The sequence below is a fragment of the Streptomyces venezuelae genome (genome assembly GCF_008642375.1).
In the GTDB taxonomy this organism is placed as follows: Bacteria; Actinomycetota; Actinomycetes; order Streptomycetales; family Streptomycetaceae; genus Streptomyces; species Streptomyces venezuelae_G.
Window position 1 is genome coordinate 691,368 of record NZ_CP029194.1, and the last position, 22,146, is coordinate 713,513.

18 protein-coding genes are annotated in these 22,146 nt (G+C 74.1%); 14 read left to right on the forward strand and 4 right to left on the reverse strand.

The features are described from left to right. The first annotated feature begins 16 nt into the window (after positions 1 to 16). On the forward strand, positions 17 to 3,718 hold the full coding sequence (locus tag DEJ46_RS03130) for a choice-of-anchor D domain-containing protein (protein ID WP_150264048.1): 3,702 nt from the start codon (positions 17 to 19) through the stop codon (positions 3,716 to 3,718). A 63-nt stretch (positions 3,719 to 3,781) separates the two neighbouring features. After that, on the forward strand, positions 3,782 to 5,128 hold the full coding sequence (locus DEJ46_RS03135) for a hypothetical protein (protein ID WP_223834479.1): 1,347 nt from the start codon (positions 3,782 to 3,784) through the stop codon (positions 5,126 to 5,128). Positions 5,129 to 5,149: 21 nt separating this feature from the next. Here the strand turns inward: DEJ46_RS03135 and DEJ46_RS03140 are convergent, their stop codons facing one another. Together DEJ46_RS03140 and DEJ46_RS03145 are read right to left on the reverse strand one after the other, a co-directional pair. Beyond that, entirely contained in the window at positions 5,150 to 6,052 is a 903-nt protein-coding gene (locus DEJ46_RS03140) for a DUF4232 domain-containing protein (RefSeq protein WP_150264049.1), read from the reverse strand. Beyond that, positions 6,045 to 6,758 (reverse strand): TetR/AcrR family transcriptional regulator, encoded by a 714-nt coding sequence (locus DEJ46_RS03145; RefSeq protein WP_150264050.1) that lies wholly within the window; start codon positions 6,756 to 6,758, stop codon positions 6,045 to 6,047. Before DEJ46_RS03145 ends, DEJ46_RS03140 begins: the two co-directional genes overlap by 8 nt. 96 nt (positions 6,759 to 6,854) lie before the next feature. Between DEJ46_RS03145 and DEJ46_RS03150 the strand changes: the two genes are divergently transcribed. Further along, on the forward strand, positions 6,855 to 8,489 hold the full coding sequence (locus DEJ46_RS03150; protein WP_150274048.1) for an amidohydrolase: 1,635 nt from the start codon (positions 6,855 to 6,857) through the stop codon (positions 8,487 to 8,489). A gap of 12 nt (positions 8,490 to 8,501) precedes the next feature. Here the strand turns inward: DEJ46_RS03150 and DEJ46_RS03155 are convergent, their stop codons facing one another. Continuing rightward, entirely contained in the window at positions 8,502 to 9,596 is a 1,095-nt protein-coding gene (locus DEJ46_RS03155; protein ID WP_150264051.1) for a LacI family DNA-binding transcriptional regulator, read from the reverse strand. Positions 9,597 to 9,727: 131 nt separating this feature from the next. On the opposite strand from DEJ46_RS03155, the gene DEJ46_RS03160 reads away from it, so the two are divergent. From DEJ46_RS03160 to DEJ46_RS03180, 5 genes are read left to right on the forward strand one after another with little or no spacing between them, the layout of a single operon-like run. Beyond that, complete coding sequence (locus tag DEJ46_RS03160; protein WP_150264052.1) at positions 9,728 to 11,365, forward strand: ABC transporter substrate-binding protein; 1,638 nt, start codon at positions 9,728 to 9,730, stop codon at positions 11,363 to 11,365. Continuing rightward, positions 11,365 to 12,318 (forward strand): ABC transporter permease, encoded by a 954-nt coding sequence (locus DEJ46_RS03165; protein WP_150264053.1) that lies wholly within the window; start codon positions 11,365 to 11,367, stop codon positions 12,316 to 12,318. Before DEJ46_RS03160 ends, DEJ46_RS03165 begins: the two co-directional genes overlap by 1 nt. Beyond that, the gene (locus DEJ46_RS03170) at positions 12,315 to 13,184 is read left to right on the forward strand and encodes an ABC transporter permease (protein WP_150264054.1); all 870 of its coding nucleotides are present in this window, start codon (positions 12,315 to 12,317) and stop codon (positions 13,182 to 13,184) included. Before DEJ46_RS03165 ends, DEJ46_RS03170 begins: the two co-directional genes overlap by 4 nt. A 5-nt stretch (positions 13,185 to 13,189) precedes the next feature. After that, positions 13,190 to 14,194: an ABC transporter ATP-binding protein gene (locus tag DEJ46_RS03175; RefSeq protein ID WP_150264055.1), complete on the forward strand. Its 1,005-nt coding sequence runs from the start codon at positions 13,190 to 13,192 to the stop codon at positions 14,192 to 14,194. Next, complete coding sequence (locus tag DEJ46_RS03180) at positions 14,191 to 15,006, forward strand: ABC transporter ATP-binding protein (protein WP_223834480.1); 816 nt, start codon at positions 14,191 to 14,193, stop codon at positions 15,004 to 15,006. The genes DEJ46_RS03175 and DEJ46_RS03180 overlap by 4 nt, the downstream gene beginning before the upstream one ends. Positions 15,007 to 15,042: 36 nt before the next feature. Here DEJ46_RS03180 and DEJ46_RS40435 read toward each other — a convergent pair whose 3' ends face one another. After that, positions 15,043 to 16,722: a dienelactone hydrolase family protein gene (locus DEJ46_RS40435; RefSeq protein WP_190622398.1), complete on the reverse strand. Its 1,680-nt coding sequence runs from the start codon at positions 16,720 to 16,722 to the stop codon at positions 15,043 to 15,045. Positions 16,723 to 16,864: 142 nt separating this feature from the next. Here DEJ46_RS40435 and DEJ46_RS03200 point away from each other — a divergent pair, with 142 nt between their 5' ends. The 6 genes from DEJ46_RS03200 (at position 16,865) to DEJ46_RS03225 (ending at position 22,134) form a co-directional block, all read left to right on the forward strand. Beyond that, positions 16,865 to 17,803: a MerR family transcriptional regulator gene (locus tag DEJ46_RS03200; RefSeq protein WP_150264056.1), complete on the forward strand. Its 939-nt coding sequence runs from the start codon at positions 16,865 to 16,867 to the stop codon at positions 17,801 to 17,803. A gap of 171 nt (positions 17,804 to 17,974) precedes the next feature. Beyond that, complete coding sequence (locus DEJ46_RS03205; protein WP_150264057.1) at positions 17,975 to 18,742, forward strand: GntR family transcriptional regulator; 768 nt, start codon at positions 17,975 to 17,977, stop codon at positions 18,740 to 18,742. 113 nt (positions 18,743 to 18,855) lie between these two features. Beyond that, a complete protein-coding gene (locus DEJ46_RS03210; RefSeq protein ID WP_141297029.1) occupies positions 18,856 to 19,083 on the forward strand; it encodes a ferredoxin family protein in 228 nt (75 codons plus the stop codon). Positions 19,084 to 19,097: 14 nt separating this feature from the next. Continuing rightward, on the forward strand, positions 19,098 to 20,468 hold the full coding sequence (locus DEJ46_RS03215) for an ABC transporter substrate-binding protein (protein WP_150264058.1): 1,371 nt from the start codon (positions 19,098 to 19,100) through the stop codon (positions 20,466 to 20,468). Beyond that, on the forward strand, positions 20,465 to 21,355 hold the full coding sequence (locus DEJ46_RS03220) for an ABC transporter permease (RefSeq protein ID WP_190622400.1): 891 nt from the start codon (positions 20,465 to 20,467) through the stop codon (positions 21,353 to 21,355). The genes DEJ46_RS03215 and DEJ46_RS03220 overlap by 4 nt, the downstream gene beginning before the upstream one ends. After that, positions 21,352 to 22,134, forward strand: a complete 783-nt coding sequence (locus DEJ46_RS03225) for an ABC transporter ATP-binding protein (protein ID WP_150264059.1) — start codon at positions 21,352 to 21,354, stop codon at positions 22,132 to 22,134. Before DEJ46_RS03220 ends, DEJ46_RS03225 begins: the two co-directional genes overlap by 4 nt. Positions 22,135 to 22,146: the final 12 nt, after the last annotated feature.

A 22,146-nucleotide genomic window follows, 5' to 3' on the forward strand; every position in this document is an offset into this window, starting at 1 on the left:
AGGTGAAGGGGGAGAGATGGCCGGCCGACGCAGGGCGATCGCCCGACTGCTGACGATGTGCCTGGTGGTGGGTACCGCCGGCGCCTGGACTCCGGGCGTGCGCGATGCGCTCCCCGCCGACCAGACCACGATCTCCCACGACGACCTGCGGACGGGCTGGGACCAGGACGAGCCGGGGCTCGCCCCCGACCAGGTGTCCAGCTCGGACTTCGGCCTCCAGTTCTCGACCACCGTCGACGGGCAGGTGTACGCGCAGCCGCTGGTCGTGGGGCGCACGCTCGTCGCGGCGACCGAGAACAACAAGGTGTACGGGATCGACGCGGCCACCGGGGCGATCGGCTGGACCAAGGACCTCGGTGCGCCCTGGCCGGCCTCGGCGATCAGCTGCGGGGACCTGGTGCCGAACATCGGGGTGACGGCCACGCCGGTGTACGACCCGGCGAGCGACGCCGTGTACCTGACGTCGAAGGTGAACGACGGGCCGGACGTCCAGCACCCCAGCTGGTACGTGCACGCGCTGGACCCGGTGACCGGTGCCGAGCGCGCGGGCTGGCCGGTGAAGGTGGCGGGCGCGCCGGTGAACGATCCGGGGCGGGCCTTCAACCCGTACACGGCGGGGCAGCGGCCGGGGCTGCTGCTCATGGGCGGTTCCGTCTACGCGGCCTTCGCCTCGCACTGCGACCGCGGGCCGTACGTCGGGTACGTCATGGGCGTCAGCACCACGACGCGCCGGACGACGCTGTGGGCCACCGAGGACTCCTCCGCCAACGGCATGGCGGGCATCTGGATGAGCGGCGGGGGCCTGGTCTCCGACGGTCCGGGCCGGATCCTCTTCTCGACGGGCAACGGGGTCTCGCCGGCGCCGGGCCCGGGGAGTCTGCCGCCGGGTCAGCTCGCGGAGTCGGTGGTCCGGCTCGGGGTGAACAGCGACGGGACGATGTCGGCGCAGGACTTCTTCAGTCCCGCCAACGCCTCCCAGCTCGACCTGAACGACACCGACCTGGGCTCGGGCGGTCCGGTGGCCCTTCCGGGTCCGGTCTTCGGCACCAGCCGGCATCCGCGGCTGCTGGTCCAGATCGGCAAGGACGGGCGGCTGTTCCTGCTCGACCGGGACGACCTCGGCGGCCGGAGCCAGGGGCCCGGCGGCACCGACAAGGTGCTCGGCGCCTTCGGTCCGTACGAGGGCGTCTGGGGGCATCCCGCCGTGTACGGCGGGCAGGGCGGCTACGTCTACACGATCGGCAGCGGCGGCCCGCTGCGGGCCTTCGCGTACGGGCTGAGCGGCTCGGGTCTCCCGGTCCTCTCCAACACCGGGAGCAGTGCGCAGCGGTTCGGGTACACCTCGGGCTCTCCCGTGGTGACCTCGACGGGGACGAATCCGGGGTCGGCACTGGTGTGGGCGATCGCTTCGGACGGGGCGAGCGGCGCGAACGGGCAGTTGCGGGCGTACGACGCGGTGCCGGTGAACGGGGCGCTGCGACTGCGCTGGTCGGCGCCGATCGGGGTGGCGTCGAAGTTCGCCGTGCCCGCGACCGACGGCGGACGGATCTACGTGGGCACGCGGGACGGGCACGTGCTGGCCTTCGGGCGGCCGGCCAACACCGCCCTGACCGGTGAGCCGGTCGACGCGGGCGAGGTGGCGGTCGGGGCGGCGGGGACCGTCACGGCCACGGTCAGGGCGACCCGGGACGTGACGATCACCGGGGTGCGCACCCCGGCGGGCGGCCCGTTCACGGCGGCCTCGGCCGGGCTGCCGCGCACACTGCGGGCGGGCGAGACGCACACCGCGCAGGTGACGTTCGCCCCCACGGCGCCCGGCCCCGACACCTCGGCGCTGACCTTCGCGACCGACCTCGGCGACAGCGCGCTCGGACTCACGGGCTACGGCACCCGGCCGGGGCTCCTCGCCTCGCCGGGCGCGCTCGACTTCGGCACGATGCCGACCACCACGAGCAAGACGCTGGGCGTGACGTTCACGAACACGGGGACGGCCGACGAGACGATCTCCGCGGTCTCCGTCCCCGGCGCCCCCTTCGCCGCGTCGGACCCGCCGGCCGTCGGCACGGTCGTACGTCCCCGGCAGTCCGTCACCGTGCAGCTGGCGTACGCCCCGACCGCCGCGGGGGAGCACACGGGAACGCTCTCCGTGGGCGGCGCGAACGGCACGGCGTCGGTGGCCGTGACCGGGACGGCGGTGACCGGGCGCGCGGAGCTCACGGTCACGCCGACCTCGACGGCCTTCGGCGAGGTGAAGGTGGGTCAGTCGGTCACCAGGACCTTCGACATCAGCAACACCGGCAACATCCCGCTCACCATCACCAAGGCGAAACCGCCCGCGGCCCCCTTCCACGTCACGAACCCGATCAGCGAGGGCCAGGTCCTCGGCCCCGAGGACGTGGTCCACCAGGCCGTGACCTTCTCGCCCACCTCGATCGGCGCGGTGTCGGCCGCGTACGAACTGACCTCGGACGACGGTCGCGGACCGCGCAACGAGTCGCTGACCGGGACGGGGGTGGCCGGCACCGGGGTGACCGTGCCCTCGCCGGGCGCGGGCGGCTGGCGGCTCAACGGCGCCGCCGGGATCTCCGGCAACGACCTCCAGCTCACCCAGGCGAGCGCGTCCCAGCGGGGTTCGGCGGTGTGGCCCGTCCCCGTGCTCACCGACGGCCTCAAGGCCTCGTTCACGACCGTCATCGGCGGCGGCAGCGGCGCCGACGGCCTGACCTTCGCCCTCCTCGACCCGGCCAGGACGACGCCCACCGCGCTCGGCGGCGTCGGCGGCGGCCTCGGCTACGCTGGGCTCCCGGGCGTCGCCGTCGCCTTCGACACCTACCGCAACACCGGGGATCCCGCGGCCAACTTCGTCGGTGTCGCGACCGGCGGCACCGGCTCGGCCCTCACCTACGCGGCGACGACGACGAGCGTCCCGAACCTGCGCGCGGGCACCCACACGGTCGCCGTCTCGGTCACCGGCAAGACGGTCACGATCTCCGTCGACGGCACCCAGCGGCTGCGGACGACGGTGGCCTCGCTGCCCCCGGCGGCGCTGCTCGCCTTCACGGGAGCGACCGGGGGCCTGACCGACATCCACGCCGTGCGCGGCGCGGCGATCACCTCCCCCGCGTACGCGCTGCCGCCGCCGGGCCCGAACGGCTGGACGTACAACGGCAGCGCCGTGCAGTCCGGCACGAGCCTCGTCCTCAACCCGGCCCAGGCGTACGTCAAGGGCTCGGCCGTGCAGGCCACGGCGGTGCCGTCGGCCCGGCTGCGCGCCCGCTTCACGGCGACGCTCTCGGGCGGCACCGGCGCCGACGGGCTCGCGCTGCTGCTCCTCGACGCGACCCGGACCACCCCGAAGGCGCTGGGCTTCGGGGGCGGTGGACTCGGCTACAGCGGGCTGCCCGGGGTGGCCGTCGCCCTGGACACCTACCGCAACCCGGGCGAGCCCTCGTCGAACTTCGTCGGCGTGGCCACGAGCGGCTCGGCGTCCACCCTGCGGTACGCGGCGACCTCGACCGCCGTCCCCGCGCTGCGCACGGGCAGTCACGTGGTCGACGTGAACGTGACCGCCGCCGGGCGGCTCCTGGTGCTGGTCGACGGGGTACAGGTCATCGACGTGGCGGTGCCGCTGCCGAAGAACGTCCTGCTCGGATTCAGCGGCGCGACCGGCAGCCTGACGGACCGTCATGTGATCACGGGGGTCCGCGTGGGCTACTGAGCGGGATACCCTGTCCGCCTTTCGGAACACGTAACCGATCACTTCGTGAGGCGAGCGATACAGATGACCGCACTGAGCCGGATATTCGTGGACGAGTGCCTGCGCGGGGACGGCGGCCTCGGCGAGGCCGTCGCCCGGGCCGCTTTCCCCCCGGGCTTCGAGAAGGCCTGGCGGTCGCACCTGCTGCACCGGCCGTGGTTCGTGGACGCCGCGGAGACCGAGGCGTTCGCACGGGACCTGGGGAGTCTCTTCGACCTCCTGGTGTCGCTGCCGCGGCGGCTCTTCGACGGCGACATGGAGCGGTACGGGGCGGCCATCGGGATCGACCCCCGGCTCGTGTCGCTGCTCCGCCGGGGCGGATCCGGGGTGCCCGACCGGCTGGGCCGCGCCGACGCGTACCACGACGGCACCTCGTACAAGCTCCTGGAGTTCAATCTCGGCAGCGAGGTGGGCGGGCTGGAGCTGGCCGTGTTCAACCAAGGGATGCTCGGTGTACCGGAGTTCGGTGCGTTCGCGCGTGAGCACGGGCTCGGCCACGTCGACATCGGGGCCCGGATGGCAGCGGTGTTCCGCGAGCGGGCGAAGCCCGCGCTGTCGGGCGGCGGGGAGCCGGTCGTCGGCCTGATCGAGGGGCGCGGCGGGGTCGCGGCGTACGGCCGGATGATGGTCGCGACGCAGGAGGCGATGGCCGCACAGGGTCTCGACCTGCGGATCGGCGAGGTCGGGGACGTCCGCACCCGGGCCGACGGCAAGCTGACCCTGGACGGGACGCCCCTCGACCTGGTGGTGCGGAACTTCGCGGCCGGCCAGCTCCTGGAGGATCCGGCGGGTCCTGAGGTGGCCGAGCCGTTCTTCCGCGCCCACGAGGCGGGCAGGACCGTGCTGTTCACCACCCTGGAGAGCGGCTTCTACGGGAACAAGAGCGCCCTGTCGCTGCTCACCGACCCCCGGTGGAGCGCCGCCTTCGACGCGGACGAGCGGGCCCTGGTCGAGCGGCTGCTGCCGTGGAGCCGGACGGTGAGCGGCGCGGGTCCCACCGGGGTCGCGGAGATCGTGGACCTCTGCCGGGAGCGGCGGGACGAGCTGATCCTCAAGCCCGGGGCCGGGTACGGCGGTCTGGACACGTTCGTCGGCTGGGAGAGCACGGACGCCGAGTGGCGGGCGGCGCTGGACGTCGCGGTCGAGCACGGCGGTTACGTGGCGCAGGAGCGGGTCGTCCCGCGCGCCGAGCCCGTCTACGACCCGGCGACGGGGGCCGTCGAGGACTGGATCGCGGTCCTGGGGGTCTTCCTCACCGACGACGGGTACGCGGGAACGCACGCACGGGCGAACCGGTCCGACGGGGGCGCGATCGTCGGCCTGAGCAGCAATCCGGGCACCCGTATGGTCGGTGTGTTCTCCCATCCCTGACGGACGCCCGGCGGGGCGGCGTCAGGGTGTTCCGTCCTTCTTCCAGGGGCCGACACCGAGCCGCCCCGTCGTGCCGAGGTCGAGCTCGGGCGCCACCATGACCGGGGCGGCGCCGGGCTTGGCCCACACGCGCACGTAGGGGGCGTTCACCGGCTCGCCGGAACCGCCCTCGACGGTGTTGCGCCAGACCAGGCCGGCATGGGCGCGCTCGCCGGGCGCGAGCAGGACCGGGCGCGCCGGTCCTTCGGCGCCGGTGCCGCCGGCGATGGCCTCGCCGCCCTGGAGGAGCTCCACGCCGTCGACGGGCTCGCGCTCCTCGTCGGCGAGCCGGATCCTGGGGTGTCCGTTGAGCGCGTAGGGCGCGGTCCCGCAGTTCTCCAGGTGGAGTCCGACGACCCGGAGGCCCATGGCGGCGTCACCGTCGTCGGCGTACACCCGCACGCCCGAGGGCGGGCAGGGTCCGGCCTCGGAGGGTGCCTCGGCGGTGGGGACGCTTCTGACCTTCAGGACCGTCACGCGTGTGACGGCGCCCGAACCCGGCGCGAGCTCGGGGGCGGTGACGGTGCGCCGGACGGTCTTGCCGGGGGCGACGGCCGGGACCGTCTCCTCGGTGCTCGCCATCGCCTGGCCCGTCTCCGTCAGGAACTGGAAGGTGATCGTGTACGTGAAGGGCGCGGTCCCCTCGCCGGTGACCGTGTACGCGGCGCAGGGCCGGGGCACGCCGCCGGTGGCGCCGGAAGCGGCGGCCTCGCCCGTTCCCGTGACGGCGACGCCGTCCTGGGTGGCGCCGTCGCCGGGCCGGGCCGCGCAGCCCGCCGCCGTGGCGGACGGGGCCGACGGCCCGCCGCCCGGCCGTTCCGTGCCGCAGGCCGTGAGCAGCAGCAGACCGGCGACGGCGGCGATGGGGAGCGCGGCGTTACGCACGCGGGGCCTCCTGGGGCAGAAGCGCCGCGGCGGCGCCGAGCATCAGGTCCAGGGCGAAGGGGTAGCCGCTGTCCCGCATGTCGGCAGCGAGGAGGGGGAACGTCGCGGCGATGTTCGGATGGGTGTCCGGCGACAGTCTGCCGTACACCGACTGCCAGACCTGTGCGTCCCCCTCCCTGGCGGCGGCCGGCAGGGCCGCGGCGGCGGCGTCCTGGGCGGCGAAGGCGAGGGCCTGGTCGACGAAGGCGTGGTAGATGCGCACCGCGAGGGCGTCGGGGAAGCCCGCGGAGCGGAGGATGCCGAGGATCCGCTCGACGGCCCGGGTCTCATGGGGGCGGCCGGTCGTGCGGTACGCGCCGAGGACGGCGGCCTGGGGATGGGAGACGTAGATCGCGTGGATCCGCAGGCCCATCGAGCGCAGGTCCGTCCGCCAGTCGCCGGTCGCCGTCCAGCCGTCCTGGGCCCGCCCGATGAGCTCGTCGGCGATCGCGAGGAGGAGGGCGTCGGTGTTGCGGAAGTAGCGGTAGAGCGCGCTGGGGTCGGCGCCGAGCGCGGCCCCGAGCCTCCGTACGGACAGGGCGTCGGCGCCGTGCTGGGCGACGAGGCGGAGCGCGGTCTCGACGATGACCTGCTCCGAGAGGACGGCGCCCTGCTTGGTGGGGCGGCGTCGCTGCCGGCTGCCTTCGGGGACCACTCGTTCGGACATGGCCGGGACCTTACGTCAACACCATTGACGTGTAAACAGCCTTGCCGCTTCCATAGCGCCCAACCACCCCGCCGCCTCACGTTCTGGAGCATGCGCATGGCCAAGGCCGATCTGGTCTTCACCCGCGGTCCCGTCTTCACGGTGGATCCGGCCCGCACCCGGGCGACCTCGCTCGCCGTCATCGGCGAGCGGATCGCCGCCGTCGGCCACGACGAGGTGCGCGAGCTGATCGGCCCGGAGACCGAGGTCGTCGACCTGACGGGGAAGCTGCTGATCCCGGGCTTCCAGGACGCCCACATCCACGCGGTGTTCGCCGGGTCGGAGCTGGCCCAGTGCGATCTGACCGAGACGGTCGGCGTCGACGACTACCTCCGGCTGATCCGCGCGTACGCCGACGCGCACCCGGACCGCGAGTGGATCACCGGCGGCGGCTGGTCGATGGAGAGCTTCGAGGGCGGACTGCCGACCCGGCAGCTGCTCGACTCGATCGTCCCCGACCGGCCCGTCCTGCTGTCGAACCGCGACCACCACGGCGCGTGGGCCAACACGCGGGCGCTCGAACTGGCCGGGGTCACCGCCGACACTCCCGACCCCGCGGACGGCCGCATCGAGCGGGAGCCGGACGGCACCCCCAGCGGCATGCTCCAGGAGGGCGCCACCGGCCTCGTCGGCCACCTGGTGCCGCCGAGCACGGACGCGGACCGCCTCGCCGGGCTCCACCGCGCCCAGTCGCTGCTGCACTCCCTCGGCGTCACCGGCTGGCAGGACGCGATGCTCGGCGAGTTCCACGGCCAGCCCGACCCGTCCGGCGCCTACATGACCGCCGCGCAGGACGGCACGCTCACCGCCCGGGTGACCGGGGCGCTCTGGTGGGACCGCGAGCGCGGCGCCGAGCAGATACCGGAGCTCGTGGCGCGGCGCGAGAAGCTGAGCGCCGGCCGGTTCCGTGCGACGTCCGTCAAGATCATGCAGGACGGCGTCGCCGAGAACTTCACGGCCGCCATGACCAGCCCGTACCTGGACGGCTGCGGCTGCGCCACCGCCAACTCCGGGCTGAGCTTCGTCGACCCCGCGGCACTGCTCGGGTACGTGACCGAGCTCGACGCCCTGGACTTCCAGGTCCACTTCCACGCCCTGGGCGACCGGGCCGTCCGGGAGGCCCTGGACGCGGTCGAGGCCGCGGTGGCCGCCAACGGGCGCCGGGGCAACCGCCACCACCTGGCCCACCTCCAGGTCGTCCACCCCGACGACCTGACCCGCTTCGCCGCGCTCGGCGCCATCGCCAACATCCAGCCCCTGTGGGCGGCCCACGAGCCGCAGATGGACGAGCTGACGATCCCGTTCCTGGGTGCGGAGCGCGCCGCCTGGCAGTACCCCTTCGGCGACCTCGTCCGGGCCGGGGCGACGCTCGCGGCGGGCAGCGACTGGCCCGTGAGCAGCCCCGACCCGATCCAGGGCATCCACGTGGCCGTGAACCGCCGGGACCCGGAGTCCGCCGACGCGCCGGTCTTCTACCCCGAGCAGCGGCTCGACCTCGCGACCGCGCTGGCCGCCTACACCGCCGGCACCGCCCATGTGAACGGCCACGACGACGCGGGCAGCCTGCGCGCCGGGAACCTCGCCGACCTCGTGGTCCTGGACCGCGACATCCTCACGGCCCCGCCGGAGGAGATCGGCGAGGCCCGGGTGGAGCGGACCTACGTCGGCGGCAGGCTCGTGCACGCGAGCTGACCGGGCCCGGGGTCAGCCGTGCTGCCGCACCGAGGAGGCGCGTACGTCGAGGCGGGTCGTGACGAGCGTCCCGGCCGGCTCCCGGCCGCCCTGCTCCAGGACCCTCACCAGGTGCTCGATGCCCGCCTCCGCGATCGCCTCGGGCCGCAGGCTCAGGGTGGTCACGGGCGGCTCCGTGTGCTCGGCCGTGACGTCCTCGCTCACGCAGGCGAGGAGCAGATCGCCGGGTACGGCGTAGCCGTGGCGGCGGGCCGCCGCCAGGACGAGGGGCGGGCTCGCCTCGGCGACGACGAGGAGAGCGTCCGGCCGGTCCGCGCCGGCCGGTCCGCCTCCGCCGTCGCGCCGGTCGCCCTCCGGGCCTCCCGCCAGGGCGGTCTCGACGGCGCGGACCACCGGTCCGTTGCCGGCCTCCGCGACCCGTACGGCCCGCTCCGGCAGGCCGTGCTCCGCGCACCACTGCCGGTGGGCGGCGAAGACCTCGGTGTGGAAGCGGGTGGTGCTGTCGGGCACGACGAGGACGGGCCTGCGGGCGCCCTGCGCGTGGAAGTGGTCCAGCGCGGAGCGCACGGCGGCCTCGGTGTCGACGTCCACCCAGTACGCGCCGGGCCGCCCCTCCACGGAGCGGTCGCTGAAGACGGGGATCCCGGCGGCGAGCACGTCGTCGACGATCCGGTCGTCGGCATCGGGGTCGGTCACGACGACGGCGTCGAGCGGCAGGTCGGCCCACTCGCTCTGCAGGGATCCGGCGGGCAGCAGGACCATGGCGTAGCCGCGTCGCAGCGCGGTCGCCGCCGTGGCACCGGTCAGCCGGGCGAAGTACGGCGACTCCAGGAAGACCGAGCGGGCGTCGACCGACTCCCCCACCACGTATCCGATCAACCTGGCTCTGCCCGCGCGTAGTTGACGCGCGGTGGCATTGGGCCGGTAGCCCATTCTGCGCGCGGTCTCGCGGGCCTTCTCCCGTACGGCGGGAGAGAGCCTTCCGGTGTCGTTGAGAGCCGCCGAGACGGTCGTCTTGGACAGGCCCGCCTCGCGGGCGACGTCGACGAGGCGGACGCGCGGGGTGGGTGAAGAGGGCTGCCCGCCGTGCCGTGATCCAGTGGTCATGGAGCGATGGTGCCACCCTCCTGACCTTTGCAAAACCGTTCCCGCAGGACCTTGTGCGGGAACGTTCCCGCACTAATACTCGCTCCAACCCCCCAGCGCCCGTCACTACACCCGTAAAGGGGTGGGTCTGCATGCGCATGCCGAGAACCATCGCGCTCCTCACCTGTACCGCCGCCCTCGCGGCCACGACCGCCGCCTGCTCCGGCGCCACCAAGCCCCAGGCCGCCGCCGGCGGCGGGGCCGGCTACGACGTCAGCCCGACCTCGCCGCCCGCGAAGGGCACCCTGGACTCGTTCACCTGGTCCCTGTACGCCGAGCCGTACACGCTCGACTACGCCCTCGCGTACGACTACCCGCCGAACACCGTGCTCGCCAACGTGTGCGAGCAGCTGTTCCGGGTCACGCCCGACATGAAGATCGAGCCCGGTCTCGCGGTCAAGTACGAGCAGCCCGATCCGCGCACGCTGATCTACACCCTCCGCTCGGGGGTGAAGTTCCACGACGGCACGACGATGACCGCCGACGACGTCGTGGCCTCCCTCAAGCGCCAGATGGACCCGAAGACCGGCTCGCCCTGGGGCTCGGTGTTCAAGACCGTCGACTCCATCGAGAAGACCGGCCCGCTGGAGGTGACCCTCCGCCTCGGCAAGGCCGACGTCCTGCTGCACGAGCTGATGGCCGCCTCCCCCGGCACCATCGAGAGCGCCGCCTACCTGGCCAAGGCCGGCAAGGACTACGGCACCCCCAAGGGCGGCGTGAACTGCACCGGCCCCTTCGCCCTCGACTCCTGGGACCAGGGCTCGGGCATCACCCTCAAGAAGCACGCCGCCTACTGGGACACGAAGCTCGCCCCCAAGTCGGACTCCGTGAAGTTCACCTTCATCGAGGACCCGGCGGCCCGCTCCAACGCCTTCAAGTCCGGCACCGCCGACGGCGGCTACATGGTGCCCTCGTCCTCGCTCGGGCAGCTGCGGTCCAGCGGCAAGGGCACGGTCCTCTTCGGTCCCAACACCGGCGCCTCGAACCTCGCCGTCCTCGACTTCCACGGCCCCCTCGGCAACCTCAAGGTCCGTCAGGCCCTCTCCATGGCCCTCGACCGGAAGAACATCATCAAGGCCGCGGCCGGCGGCGTCGGCGTCCCCGCGAAGGCCCCCGCCGCGCGCGGCGCCTGGGCCCTGGCCCCGGAGAAGACCCCCGAGCTCTACGACACGCTGCCCGAGCCCGTGTACGACGTCGACGCGGCGAGGAAGCTCGTCCAGGACGCCGGGGCGAACGGCCGCACGATCACCCTGGTCACCAGCACGCTCGCGCCCGAGATCAGCGTCGTCGCCAACGCCGTGCAGGCGGCCGGCCGGCAGATCGGCCTCGACGTCAAGCTGAAGTCCGTCGCACCCGAGGCCTACAGCAGCATCTTCGTCGACCCCGACGCGCGCGCCGGGCTCGACCTGGTCATCACCAGCGGGTACGACAACACCCCCGACCCGCTGGAGTTCTACCAGTACCTCCGCACCGGGGACTTCGGGAACTACGGCAACTGGTCGAACGCCGAGTACGACGTCGCCTTCGACCGCGCCAACTCGGAGCCCGACGCGGCCAAGCGCGCCGTGAGGACCGCCGAGCTGCAGAAGATCGCGCTGCGCGAGCTGCCGATCATCCCCGTGTACGAGGCGCCCTACTCGGTCTTCCTCGGCAAGCGCATCACCGGCGCCCCCACCGGGATCGCCCAGCTGTACTACCCGTGGGCCGCGACGATCGGGGCCGCGAAGTAATGACCCGATACCTCGTCGGCCGGCTCCTCGGGCTGGTGGCGGTGCTGTTCGTGACCTCTCTCGTGGTCTTCGGCGCCATCCATCTGGCCCCCGGCGACCCGGTGACCTTCCTGCTCCACGGCCGCCCCGCGACGCCCGAGGCCGTGGCGGCCCTGCGCACCGAGCACCACCTGGACGACCCGCTGGCCGTCCAGTACGCGAAGTGGCTCGGCGGCGTCCTCACCGGCGACTTCGGCACCTCCGCCCAGTTCCACCAGGACGTGGCCGATCTCATCGGCTCCCGGCTCCCCGGCACGGCCCTGCTCGTCGCGTACGCGGCGCTGCTCGTCGCCCTCATCGGCGTGGGCTCCGGGATCCTCGCCGCGCTGCGCCCCGGTGCGCTGGACCGGACGGTCCTCATCGGCACCGGCGTCGCCACGGCGACCCCGTCCTTCGTGACCGCGATCGCGCTCGTGTCGCTGTTCTCGGTGCAGCTGGGCTGGTTCCCCGGCCCCGGCGGCACCCCGGTCGGCCTCTCGCAGCAGCTCCACCACCTGACCCTGCCGGCCTTCGCCCTCGCCCTGACCTTCGCGGGACTGCTCGCCCGGGTCACCCGCTCGGCCATGCTCGACGAACTCGGCCGGGAACATGTCGAGGTGGCGCGCGCCCGCGGCGTCGCGGGCCGGACCGTGGTCCGCCGGCACGTCCTGCGCAACGCCCTCGGGCCGGTCGTCACCGTCGGCGGCACGATGCTCGCCGGTCTCCTCATCAGCACCTCGATCGTCGAGACGGCCTTCGACGTGCCCGGCCTCGGCTCCCTGCTCGTGGCGTCGGTGTCGGCCCAGGACTTCGCGGTCGTGCAGGCGATCACCCTGCTCAGCGTGGCCGCCTTCGTCCTCGTGAACCTCCTCGTCGACCTGCTCGCGCCCCTCATCGACCCCCGGCTGTCGCTCCACGGGGAAGGCTCCTCATGACCACCACCACCTCCACGGTGCCGTACCGCAGGCCCGGCCTCCGCCGGCTGCGCGTCCTCGGCCAGGGCCCCCTCTTCACCGTCTCGGTCGCGGTGCTCGTCGCCCTCGTCCTGGTCGCCGTGCTCGCCCCTGTGCTCGCCCCGTACGACCCTGAGGTCCTCGACCTCTCGTCGAGCCTCGTCGGGACCGGCGCCGACCATCTGCTCGGCACCGACCAGTCCGGGCGCGACGTCCTCTCCCGGCTGCTGTACGGCGCCCGCACCGGTCTCCTCGGACCGCTGCTCGTCGTCGCCGTCTCCACCCTCCTCGGCACCCTCATCGGCGTCGTGGCGGCCTGGCGGGGCGGCTGGGCGGACACGATCCTGTCCCGTTCCATGGACATGGTCTTCGCCATACCGGGGCTGCTCCTCGCCATCCTGCTCGTGACCGTCGTCGGCTCCGGGATGACCGCGCCGGTGATCGCCATGGCCGTGGCGTACACCCCGTACGTGGGCCGTCTGGTGCGCGGCATCGCGCGCCAGGAGAAGGCCCGCCCGTACATCGAGGCCTACCGGGTGCAGGGCTGGTCCGGCTGGACCGTCTGCCTGCGTCACCTGCTGCCGAACATCGCCCCGACGGTCTTCGCCCAGTCCGCGATGAACTTCGGGTACGCGCTGATGGACCTCGCGGCGCTGTCCTACCTCGGCTTCGGTGTGCAGCCGCCGACCGCCGACTGGGGCGCCATGATCAACGAAGGCCAGTCGGCCGTCCAGCAGGGGGCGATGCTGCCCGCCCTCGCGCCCTCCGCGTGCATCGTGCTCGCCGTGGTGGCGTTCGGCATCGTCGGCGAGGGGCTCGCCGACCGGATCGCGAAGCGTGAGCGGTGAACGGCATGAACGAACACGGCGGCACGACCCGCCACAGCGGCCCGGCCCCTGTCCTGGAGATCGACGGCCTCGACGTCCGGCTCCCCGAGGGCCGCGCCGGACGGCCGATCCTGGACGGCGTCAGCCTGCGCGTCGGAGCCGGGGAGAGCGTCGGCCTGGTCGGCGAGTCCGGCTCCGGCAAGTCGGTGGCCTGCCGCAGCGTCCTCGGGCTGCTGCCCGGCGGCGCCCGCACCACCGGCGAGGTCCGCGTCGCCGGCCGGGACGTCCTCTCCATGAACCGCACCGAACTGGCCACGCTGCGCGCCCGGCAGGTCTCCATGGTCTTCCAGGACCCGCGAGCCTCCGTCAACCCGCTCCGCCGCGTCGGCGACTTCCTCACCGAGGGCCTGCGCGCGGCCGGCACGCCGCCCGCGGTGGCGACCGCGCGGGCCCTGGAGCTGCTCGAAGCGGTCGGCATCCGCGACCCGAAGGGCGCCCTGCGCCGCCGGCCGCACGAGTTCTCCGGCGGCATGCTCCAGCGCGTGGTCATCGCCGCGGCCCTCGCCTCCGAGCCCGAGCTGATCGTCGCCGACGAGCCGACGACCGCCCTCGACGTCACGACCCAGGCGGAGATCATCCGGATCCTGACCCGCCTGCGGGCCGAGCACGGTACGGGCATGCTCTTCGTCACCCACGACCTCGAACTGGCCGCCGCCGTCTGCGACCGCGTGTACGTCATGTACGCGGGCCGGATCGTGGAGACGCGCGGCACGGACGAGCTCTTCGACCGGCCCCGCCACCCGTACACGGCGGGCCTGCTCGGCTGCACGCCGAGCATCGAGCCGGGCGCCCCCGCGCCCCGGCCCATCCCGGGACGGCCCGTCTCCCTGGCCGAGACGCCGCCGGGCTGCGCCTTCGCCGCGCGCTGCGCCCACGCCGTGCCGCGCTGCTCCCAGGAGAAGCCGGTCCTCGCCCGGCACGGCGACGGACTCGCCGCCTGCCACCGCGCCGACGAAGGGATCAAGCTGTGACCGTCTCCGCCTCCGCCGCCACGAAGGCACCGGCCACCGAGGGCCTCGTCGTCGAGGGCCTGCGGAAGCAGTACGGCGACCACACCGCCGTCGACGGGGTGTCCTTCACCCTGGCACCCGGCTCCTCCCTCGCGATCGTCGGCGAGTCCGGCAGCGGCAAGACCACCACGGTCCGGATGCTCGTCGGTCTGGAACGCCCGGACGACGGCACCGTCCGCCTGGACGGCCGGGACCGCTCCGCGCGGCCCCGGGGCCGGGCGGAGCGCCTCGCCAGGGCCCGCGAGATCCAGATGGTCTTCCAGGACCCGTACCTCTCGCTCGACCCCCGGATCAGCGTCTCCGGCTGCCTGGACGAGGTCCTCCGCCTCCACACCGGGCTCGACGGGACCGCCCGCGCCGCCCGGGTCTCCGAGCTCCTCGACCAGGTCGGCCTCGGCAGCCGCGAGGCCTCGGCGCTGCCCCGCGGGCTCTCCGGCGGGCAGCGGCAGCGCGTCGCGATCGCCCGCGCCCTCGCCGTGCAGCCCCGGGTCCTCGTCCTCGACGAGGCGGTCGCCGCGCTCGACGTGTCGATCCAGGCGCAGATCCTCGAACTCCTCGGCACGATCCGCCGCGACTCGGGCATCGGCTACCTGTTCGTCACCCACGACCTGGCCGTGGTGCGGCACATCGCGGACGAGGTGATGGTCCTCAAGTCCGGCCAGGTCGTGGAGGCCGGCTCGACCGCGCGGGTCCTGGGGTCCCCGGAGCATCCCTACACCCGGCTCCTCCTGGACTCCGTACCCCGGCGCGGCGGCTTCGCGACGACCGGCTGATCGGCTGAACCGGCTGGGGCGGGCCTGATCGAGGGGTCAGGCCCGCAGCCGGCGGAGGACGGAACCCATCGCCCGTTCCACGGCGGCCCGGGAGGCGTCGGTCGGGTCGGTGAGCTCGAAGCTGTGGCGCCCCAGCGGCACGTCGACGAGGTCGACCTCCACCCCGTTCTCCGCGGCGGCGTCCAGGAAGTCCTGGACGGTCGCCGCGAAGGCGGGGTGTTCGCGTCCGGCCCGGGTGAGAACGACGGGTAAGGCGCCCGACTCCGGGCCGAGGGCGTCGACCGGACGGAAGCGGTCCTCCACCCCGCCCCAGCCGGGCAGCGGCGCGAAGGCGGGGTAGTTCGCCGCCAGGCACCGGAGCCACGGCGGGGGCGCGGCGAGCCAGTCCGCCGCGAGCAGCCCGCCGGTGGAGAAGAACCAGAGGGCAATGCGGTCCTCGTCCACGCGCGGGTCGGCGCGGACGAGTGCGACGGCCTCGGCGAGGTCCTCGGCGGCCCGCGGACAGTCGGCGAGGCCGTGGAGCCGGTGGTCCAGGGTCACGCCGACGACACCGAGGCTCGCCGCGTAGCGGCCGTATCCGAGGAAGAACGGCGTGTCACGCGGGGTGGGCCGCTGGTCGGGGGCGACCGGTCCGCCGTGGACGAAGACCACAGCCGGCAGGGGACGGCCTTCGGGGTCGTCGGCTCCCGGCAGGTGGAGGTCGATCCGCCCCCGCCGTTCGCGCGGGGCGTCGGGGACGTCGAGGAGGAAGGGCAGGAGGTACGTCGGGACTCCGGGGGCGGGGGCGTGCTCGTCGGCTCGTACGTGGGCGCTCCCGTCGGCTCCCCCGTCGGCGCTCCCGTCGGCTCCCCCGTCGGCTCCCCCGTCGGCGCGCTCGTCGGCGCGCTCGTCGGCGCGCTCGTCGGCGCGCTCGGGAACGGGCTCGGGAACGGGCTCGGGCGCTTTCACCCGGTGGCCCTCGCCCGTCGCCGCGCGCAGCAGCGTCGTCGCGAGCTCCCCCGGGACAGAGAGCATCGGCCAGTGTCCGGTGGCCAGTTCGAGGAAGCTCACCCTGGCGTCGGCGAGTGCCCGGAACTGCGGCGGGCCCGACTCCACCAGCATCTCGACCAGGTCGATGCTCGATCCGTTGCCGGTGCACAGGATGCCCGTGACCGGCAGGGCGGAGGCCGCGCCGGTCAGGCTCAGGGGCCGCGTGAGCGTGCCGCGCGGCTGCGGGACGGCGAGCCGCGCCAGGCGGTCCAGGGCTTCGGCGGGCACGCCGTCGGTACTGCCCCAGCGCTGCCAGGTGCCGGGCACCGGTGGCGGCACGGGCCCGCCGTCCCCGGCCGGCCCGGTCGGGTCGGCCAGCAGCGCCCGGACCTCCGGGTCGGGTACGGAGCGCACGGCCGCCTCCCCGTCCTGCGGGAGCGCCGTGTCGAGGGCGACGATCCGGGTCACCCGCTCCGGCCGCCGGTCGGCGGCGCCGAGGACCGGATGGAGGCCGTAGCCGTGCCCGACGAGGACGACGTCGGTGGCGGTGATCCCGTCGACGACCCGCACCAGGTCCGCCACGTGCGTCTCCAGATCCGTACCGGAGTCGGCTTCGTCACTCCGGTCGCCCATGCCCGTGAGCGTCACCGGGTACGCCTCCGCGCCCGCCCCGCGGAGCCCGAGGGCCGTCTCCTCCCACAGCCGGCCCTCGGTGAAGGGGCCGGACACCAGCACGAACGCCGTCATGATCGTCTCCTCGTGACTCCTGGGCGATGCGTCGCGGCCACGCTAGGAACTCCCCTCGGGGGAGATTCAAGGCGGGCCGGCCCGGGTCTGCCACGACCCGCCCCCGGGCACCCGGCGGCATCACCGGCATAGGGTTCGACCCGTGCCGTACGACGACGGGTTGTGGAGCATCGGGGAACTCGCCGAGCGGGCGGGGACCACCGTGAAGACCGTGCGTTTCTACTCCGACCGCGGGCTGCTCCCCGAGGCGGGGCGCAGCTCCGGCGGGCACCGGCGCTACGGGCCCGGGGCGCTCGAACGGCTGCGGCTCATCCGTTCGCTGCGCGCCCTCGACCTGCCGGTGCCGGAGGTCGAGCGGGTGCTCGACCGGGACGATGCCCTGGGCGAGGCCCTGGAGGAGGTGGTCTCGGGGCAGTTGCGCGCGGTGGACTCCCGACTCGCCGCGCTGCGCTGGCGCGAGGCGTCCCTGCTGCTGCTCAGGGACTGCCCGTCCGGGGAGCGCGCCGAGCGGCTGCGGCTGGTCGGTGCCGTGGCCGCGCCGCCCGGCACGGCCGCCCTGACTCGGTTCTGGCGGCGGACGCTGCCGGTGCGGCTGCCGGCCCGGACCGTGGCGACGGTCCTCGGCTCGGTGGTGCCGGAGCCGCCCCGGGACCCGAGCCCCGCGCAGGTGCTGGCCTTCGCCCGGCTGCACGAGCTGGTCACCGATCCGCGCCTCGACCGGCCGGAGTTCCGGCCGGCGCCGCCGCTGCCGGACGGCGAGTACCGGCCGGAGGTCCTGTACGAGGGGCTGGCCGAGGCGTACGCGCTGGCGTCCTCCCAGGAGCGCGCGGGCCGGCTCCCGGGGGACGGCGGGGCGCTGGACTGCTTCGTCGCCGCCTATGCCCGCGCGAGCGGCGTACGGGACACCCCGGCCTTCCGCCGCCGTCTTGTCGGCCTGCTCGCGCGGAGCAGCGGTCCTGTGATCCACCGCTACTGGAAGCTCGCCACCGGTCTCTTCGCCCCGGGCGAGCCGGTCCTCGGCGCCCTCCACCATCACCTCTCCACCGCCCTGCACGCCGAGGTCGAGGACCGGACCGTCTGAAGGCCTCCGTTCCACATCGTGGGCTTCCGCTGTCCACGAACCGGGCGGCCGGGTGGCGGATCTCGCCAGGCTCCCACCGTCGCCGCAGGTCAGAGGCGTACGGAGGGATCGTCACGTGGCGCAATACTGCGGCAACACCACCCGGGCCGGTCCCCCGCTACGTTCCGTGCCATGCCAGCCGAACCCGCCTCCGCCGCCCTCCCGCTCGCCGCCGCCCGCCGTCGGCTCCTGCGGGCGGACCGGGCTCGGCAGCTCGCCGACCTGCTGCGCCACCAGATCCTGGCGGGCGGCTTCCCCGACGGGGTCCTGCCGCTTGAGGACGCGCTCGCCGCCGACTTCCGGGCGAGCAGGAACACCGTCCGGCAGGCCCTGGACCTGCTGCGCGGAGAGCAGATCGTCGCCCGGCAGCCGGGGGTCGGCACGGTGGTCGTGTGCGAGAAGTTCCCGCACGGCCTGGAGCGCCTCCAGGGACTCGCCGAGACCCTGCACGAGCACGGCAGGGTCACCAACGAGGTCCGCACGGTCGGCCCGGTCGCGGCGCCGGGTCCGGTGGCCCACCGGCTCGGCCTGCCCGAGCACTCGGACGTGCTCTGCGTCGAGCGGCTGCGCCGGCTGAACGGACTGCCGCTCTCCCTGGACCTGTCCTACCTGCCGATGGACATCGGCGGCGAACTGCTGGGCTGCGACCTGGAGAACACGGATGTGTTCCGGCTCCTGGAGCAGCTGACGGGCGGGCCGTTGGGGCACGCCGAGATCACCCTGGAGGCAGTCAACGCCGACGCCCATTCGGCGGCGGTGCTCCAGGCCCCGCGCGGGGCGGCCGTCCTGATGCTGGAGCGGCTCACCCACCTGCCCGACGGGCGGCCGGTGGACCTGGAGTTCATCCGCTTCCGCGGCGACCGCATCACCATGAGCGGCGTCCTCCGCCGCTCGCTCTGACCCGCGCTCGACGCCCGTGACTCCCCTTGTCGTACGCCCTTTGCCGTACGCCCTTCACCGAACCTCCCTCTGCCCTGCTTCCCCTTCCCGTACCCCCCTTCCTGGAGACAGCCGTGCCCCTCGTCCCCCAGCGCGCCGACGTGCCCGTGACCATCGACGAGTCGAAGTGCGTCGACGGCTGCACGCTCTGCGTCGACATGTGTCCGCTCGACTCGCTCGCGATCCGCGAGGACAACGGCAAGGCGTACATGCACGTGGACGAGTGCTGGTACTGCGGCCCGTGCGCCGCCCGCTGTCCCACCGGCGCGGTGACCGTCAACATGCCCTACCTGCTCCGGTGAAAGGCCGAACTCCCATGCACGGCACGAGATCCCTCTCCTTCCTCCCGCTCACCCTTCCGCTCGCTCTCCTGGCGCCGCTGGCCACCGCCTGCGGCGGCTCCGCCGGTGCGGAGGGCGAGGGCGACGCGAAGACGGTCACGGTGACCGTCGGCTACCAGTCGAAGACCATCAACACCGTCACGGCCGGCACGCTGCTGCGCTCCCTCGGCTACTTCGAGGAGGAGCTCGCGGCGCGCGGGAAGCGGGACGGCGTCACCTACCGGGTGGCCTGGCAGGACTACGCGACCGGAGCGCCGATCACGGCGCAGATGACCGCCGGGAAGATCGACATCGGCTCGATGGGCGACTTCCCGCTGCTGATCAACGCGGCGCGCGGTGTCGAGCTCAAGGAGCGGACCCGGCTGGTCTCGGTGACCGGCTACAACCCGCGCGGCGGGCTCAACACCGTGGTGACGGCGCCCGGTTCGCCGCTCCGCTCGCTCACCGACCTGCGCGGGAAGAAGGTGTCCACGAGTGTCGGCTCGGCGGCCGACGGCACCCTCGTCCGGGCACTCCGGCGGGCGGGGATCGACCCGGACAAGGACGTGGAGAAGCTCAACCAGCAGCCCAGTGTGGGTGCTTCGGCCCTGTCGTCGGGGAGTGTCGACGCGCTGTCGCAGTTCGTCGCCTGGCCGGGTCTCCTCGCCTTCCAGGGCAAGGCCACCGCCCTGTACGACGGTGCCGAGCTGAACCTGCCGACGTTCCACGGCGTGACCGTCCGTGAGGGCTTCGCGTCCCGGCGCCCCGGGGTCCTCGACGACTTCCTGAAGGCCCAGCGACGGGCGACGGACGAGCTGAGGGCGCGGCCCGTCGCCGCCGCCGAGTCCGTGGCGAAGGAGACCGGTCTCCCCGCCGAGGTGGTCTACCTCTACAACGGCGCCCAGGGCATCGCCACCTTCGACCCGGCCCTCCGCCCGGAGCTGATCGCCGCGCTGAAGGACGACGTGTCGGTGCTGAAGGACGCCGGTCTGGTGAAGGACGTCGACGTGGACGCGTTCGTCGATCCGGACCCGCTGCGGCGGGCGGTCCGGGACGCCGCGTACCCGAAGGCGGGTGCGTCCCGGCCCGAGCTGTGGCTGAAGGGGCAGAGCGCGACCAGGACGTTCGCGACTCCCGGTGAGCTCCTCAAGGCGATCGGGGCGGCGGGCGGGGGCGACCGGGTGCGGGCGGCGTACGTGCCGGACGCGGTGACCGGGACGCTGTGGTTCGCCGACCGGGCGGTGTGGGTCACGGACGGCGCAGGACCGCGGGCGTTCGTCACCGTCTCTGGGGCCGAGCGGTACGTCTCCGGTCACGCGGGTGCCCGGATCGTCGCGTACGCGGACGTACTGAAGGCGGCGTCGTGACCGGGGGCCGCCGGCTGCTGCGGGTCGCCTCGCTCGCCGCCGCCCTCGGGCTCTGGCAGCTGCTGACGGCCCTGGACGTCACCCTGTGGCTGCGGTTCGAGCAGTTCCCCACGGTCGGGGAGGTGGCCTCCGCGCTCGCCGGCCGGCTCGGGACCGACGTGTACTGGCAGGACCTCGGCCACAGCCTGCGCCGGATCGTGGTGGGCTTCCTCCTCGCCGCGCTGTGCGGCGTGGCGGCCGGGACGGCCGTCGCCCGGTCCCGGTGGGCCGCCGACCTGCTCGGTCCGCTGGTGGAGGTGGCCCGGCCGGTGCCGGCCATCGCCCTGGTGCCGGTGGCGATCCTGCTGCTGCCCACCACCGAGCAGGGCATCGTCTTCATCACCTTCACCGCGGCGTTCTTCCCCGTCCTCGTGTCGACCCGGCACGCGGTGGCCGCGCTCGGCCCGGTGTGGGAGGAGGCCGTGCTCACCATGGGCGGCGGCCGGCTCCGGGTGCTGCTCTCCGTGGTGCTGCCCGGCTCCCTGCCGGGGATCTTCGGCGGTCTCTCGGTCGGCATCGGCGTCTCGTGGATCTGTGTGATCTCGGCGGAGATGATCTCCGGCGAGTACGGAGTGGGCTACCGCACCTGGCAGGACTACACGGTCGTCGACTACCCGGGGGTGTTCGTCGGGATGGCCACCATCGGCGTCCTCGGCTGGCTCACCTCCACCGCGGTCGAGGTGCTCGGCCGCCGCGTCACCGCCTGGCTCCCGCGCCCGGCCGCACGCGGCCCGGCCGGTCCCGTCCGCGCGCGGGGCGGCTCCGTCTCTGCCGCCTCGGCCTTCCGGCGTACCCCCGCCGCCTCGCCCTCACCCGCCCCCTCGGGGGAGAAGGAGCCGGTGTCATGAGCGCCGTCAGCCCGTCCACCGAAGCGCGTACGAAGCCGCTCGGCGGTACGAACCCGTCCGCCGGCGCCGAACTCGCCCTGCACGGTGTGCGGCTCGGCCACCCCGGCGGCGTGGCGGTGGCCGCGCCCGCCGGGCTGCGGATCCCACCCGGTGAGCTGCTGACCGTCGTCGGTCCCTCCGGCTGCGGGAAGACGACGCTGCTGCGCACCCTCGCCGGGCTGCTGCCCCCGCTCGCCGGGCGGGTCACGCAGGACGGGGAGCCGATCGTCGGGCCCGGCGCGGACCGGGCCCTGGTCTTCCAGCACGACGCGCTGCTGCCGTGGCGCTCGGTCCGCGCCAACGTGGAGCTGCCGCTGGCGATCCGCCGGGTACCCCGGGCCGAGCGCCGGCCCGCTGCGGAGGAGTGGCTGGAGCGGGTCGGGCTCGCCGGGCACGCGCAGAAGCTGCCGCACCAGCTGTCCGGCGGGCAGCGGCAGCGCGTGCAGCTGGCCCGCGCGCTGGCAGGCCGTCCCCGCGCGGTCCTGATGGACGAGCCGTTCGGCGCGCTCGACGCTCACACGCGTGCCGGGATGCAGGACCTGCTCGTGGAGATCCTGCGCGGCACGGGCGCGACCGTCGTCTTCGTCACGCACGACGTGGACGAGGCCCTCCATCTGGGCGACCGGGTCGTCCTGTTCGCGTCCGGGGAGGTCCTTGACGTGCCGCACCCGCGGTCGCGGGACGCCCGCCAGGCGCCGGCCACGGCCGCGCTGCGCCGCCGCGTCCTCGACTCCCTCTGAACAGTCCCTCCG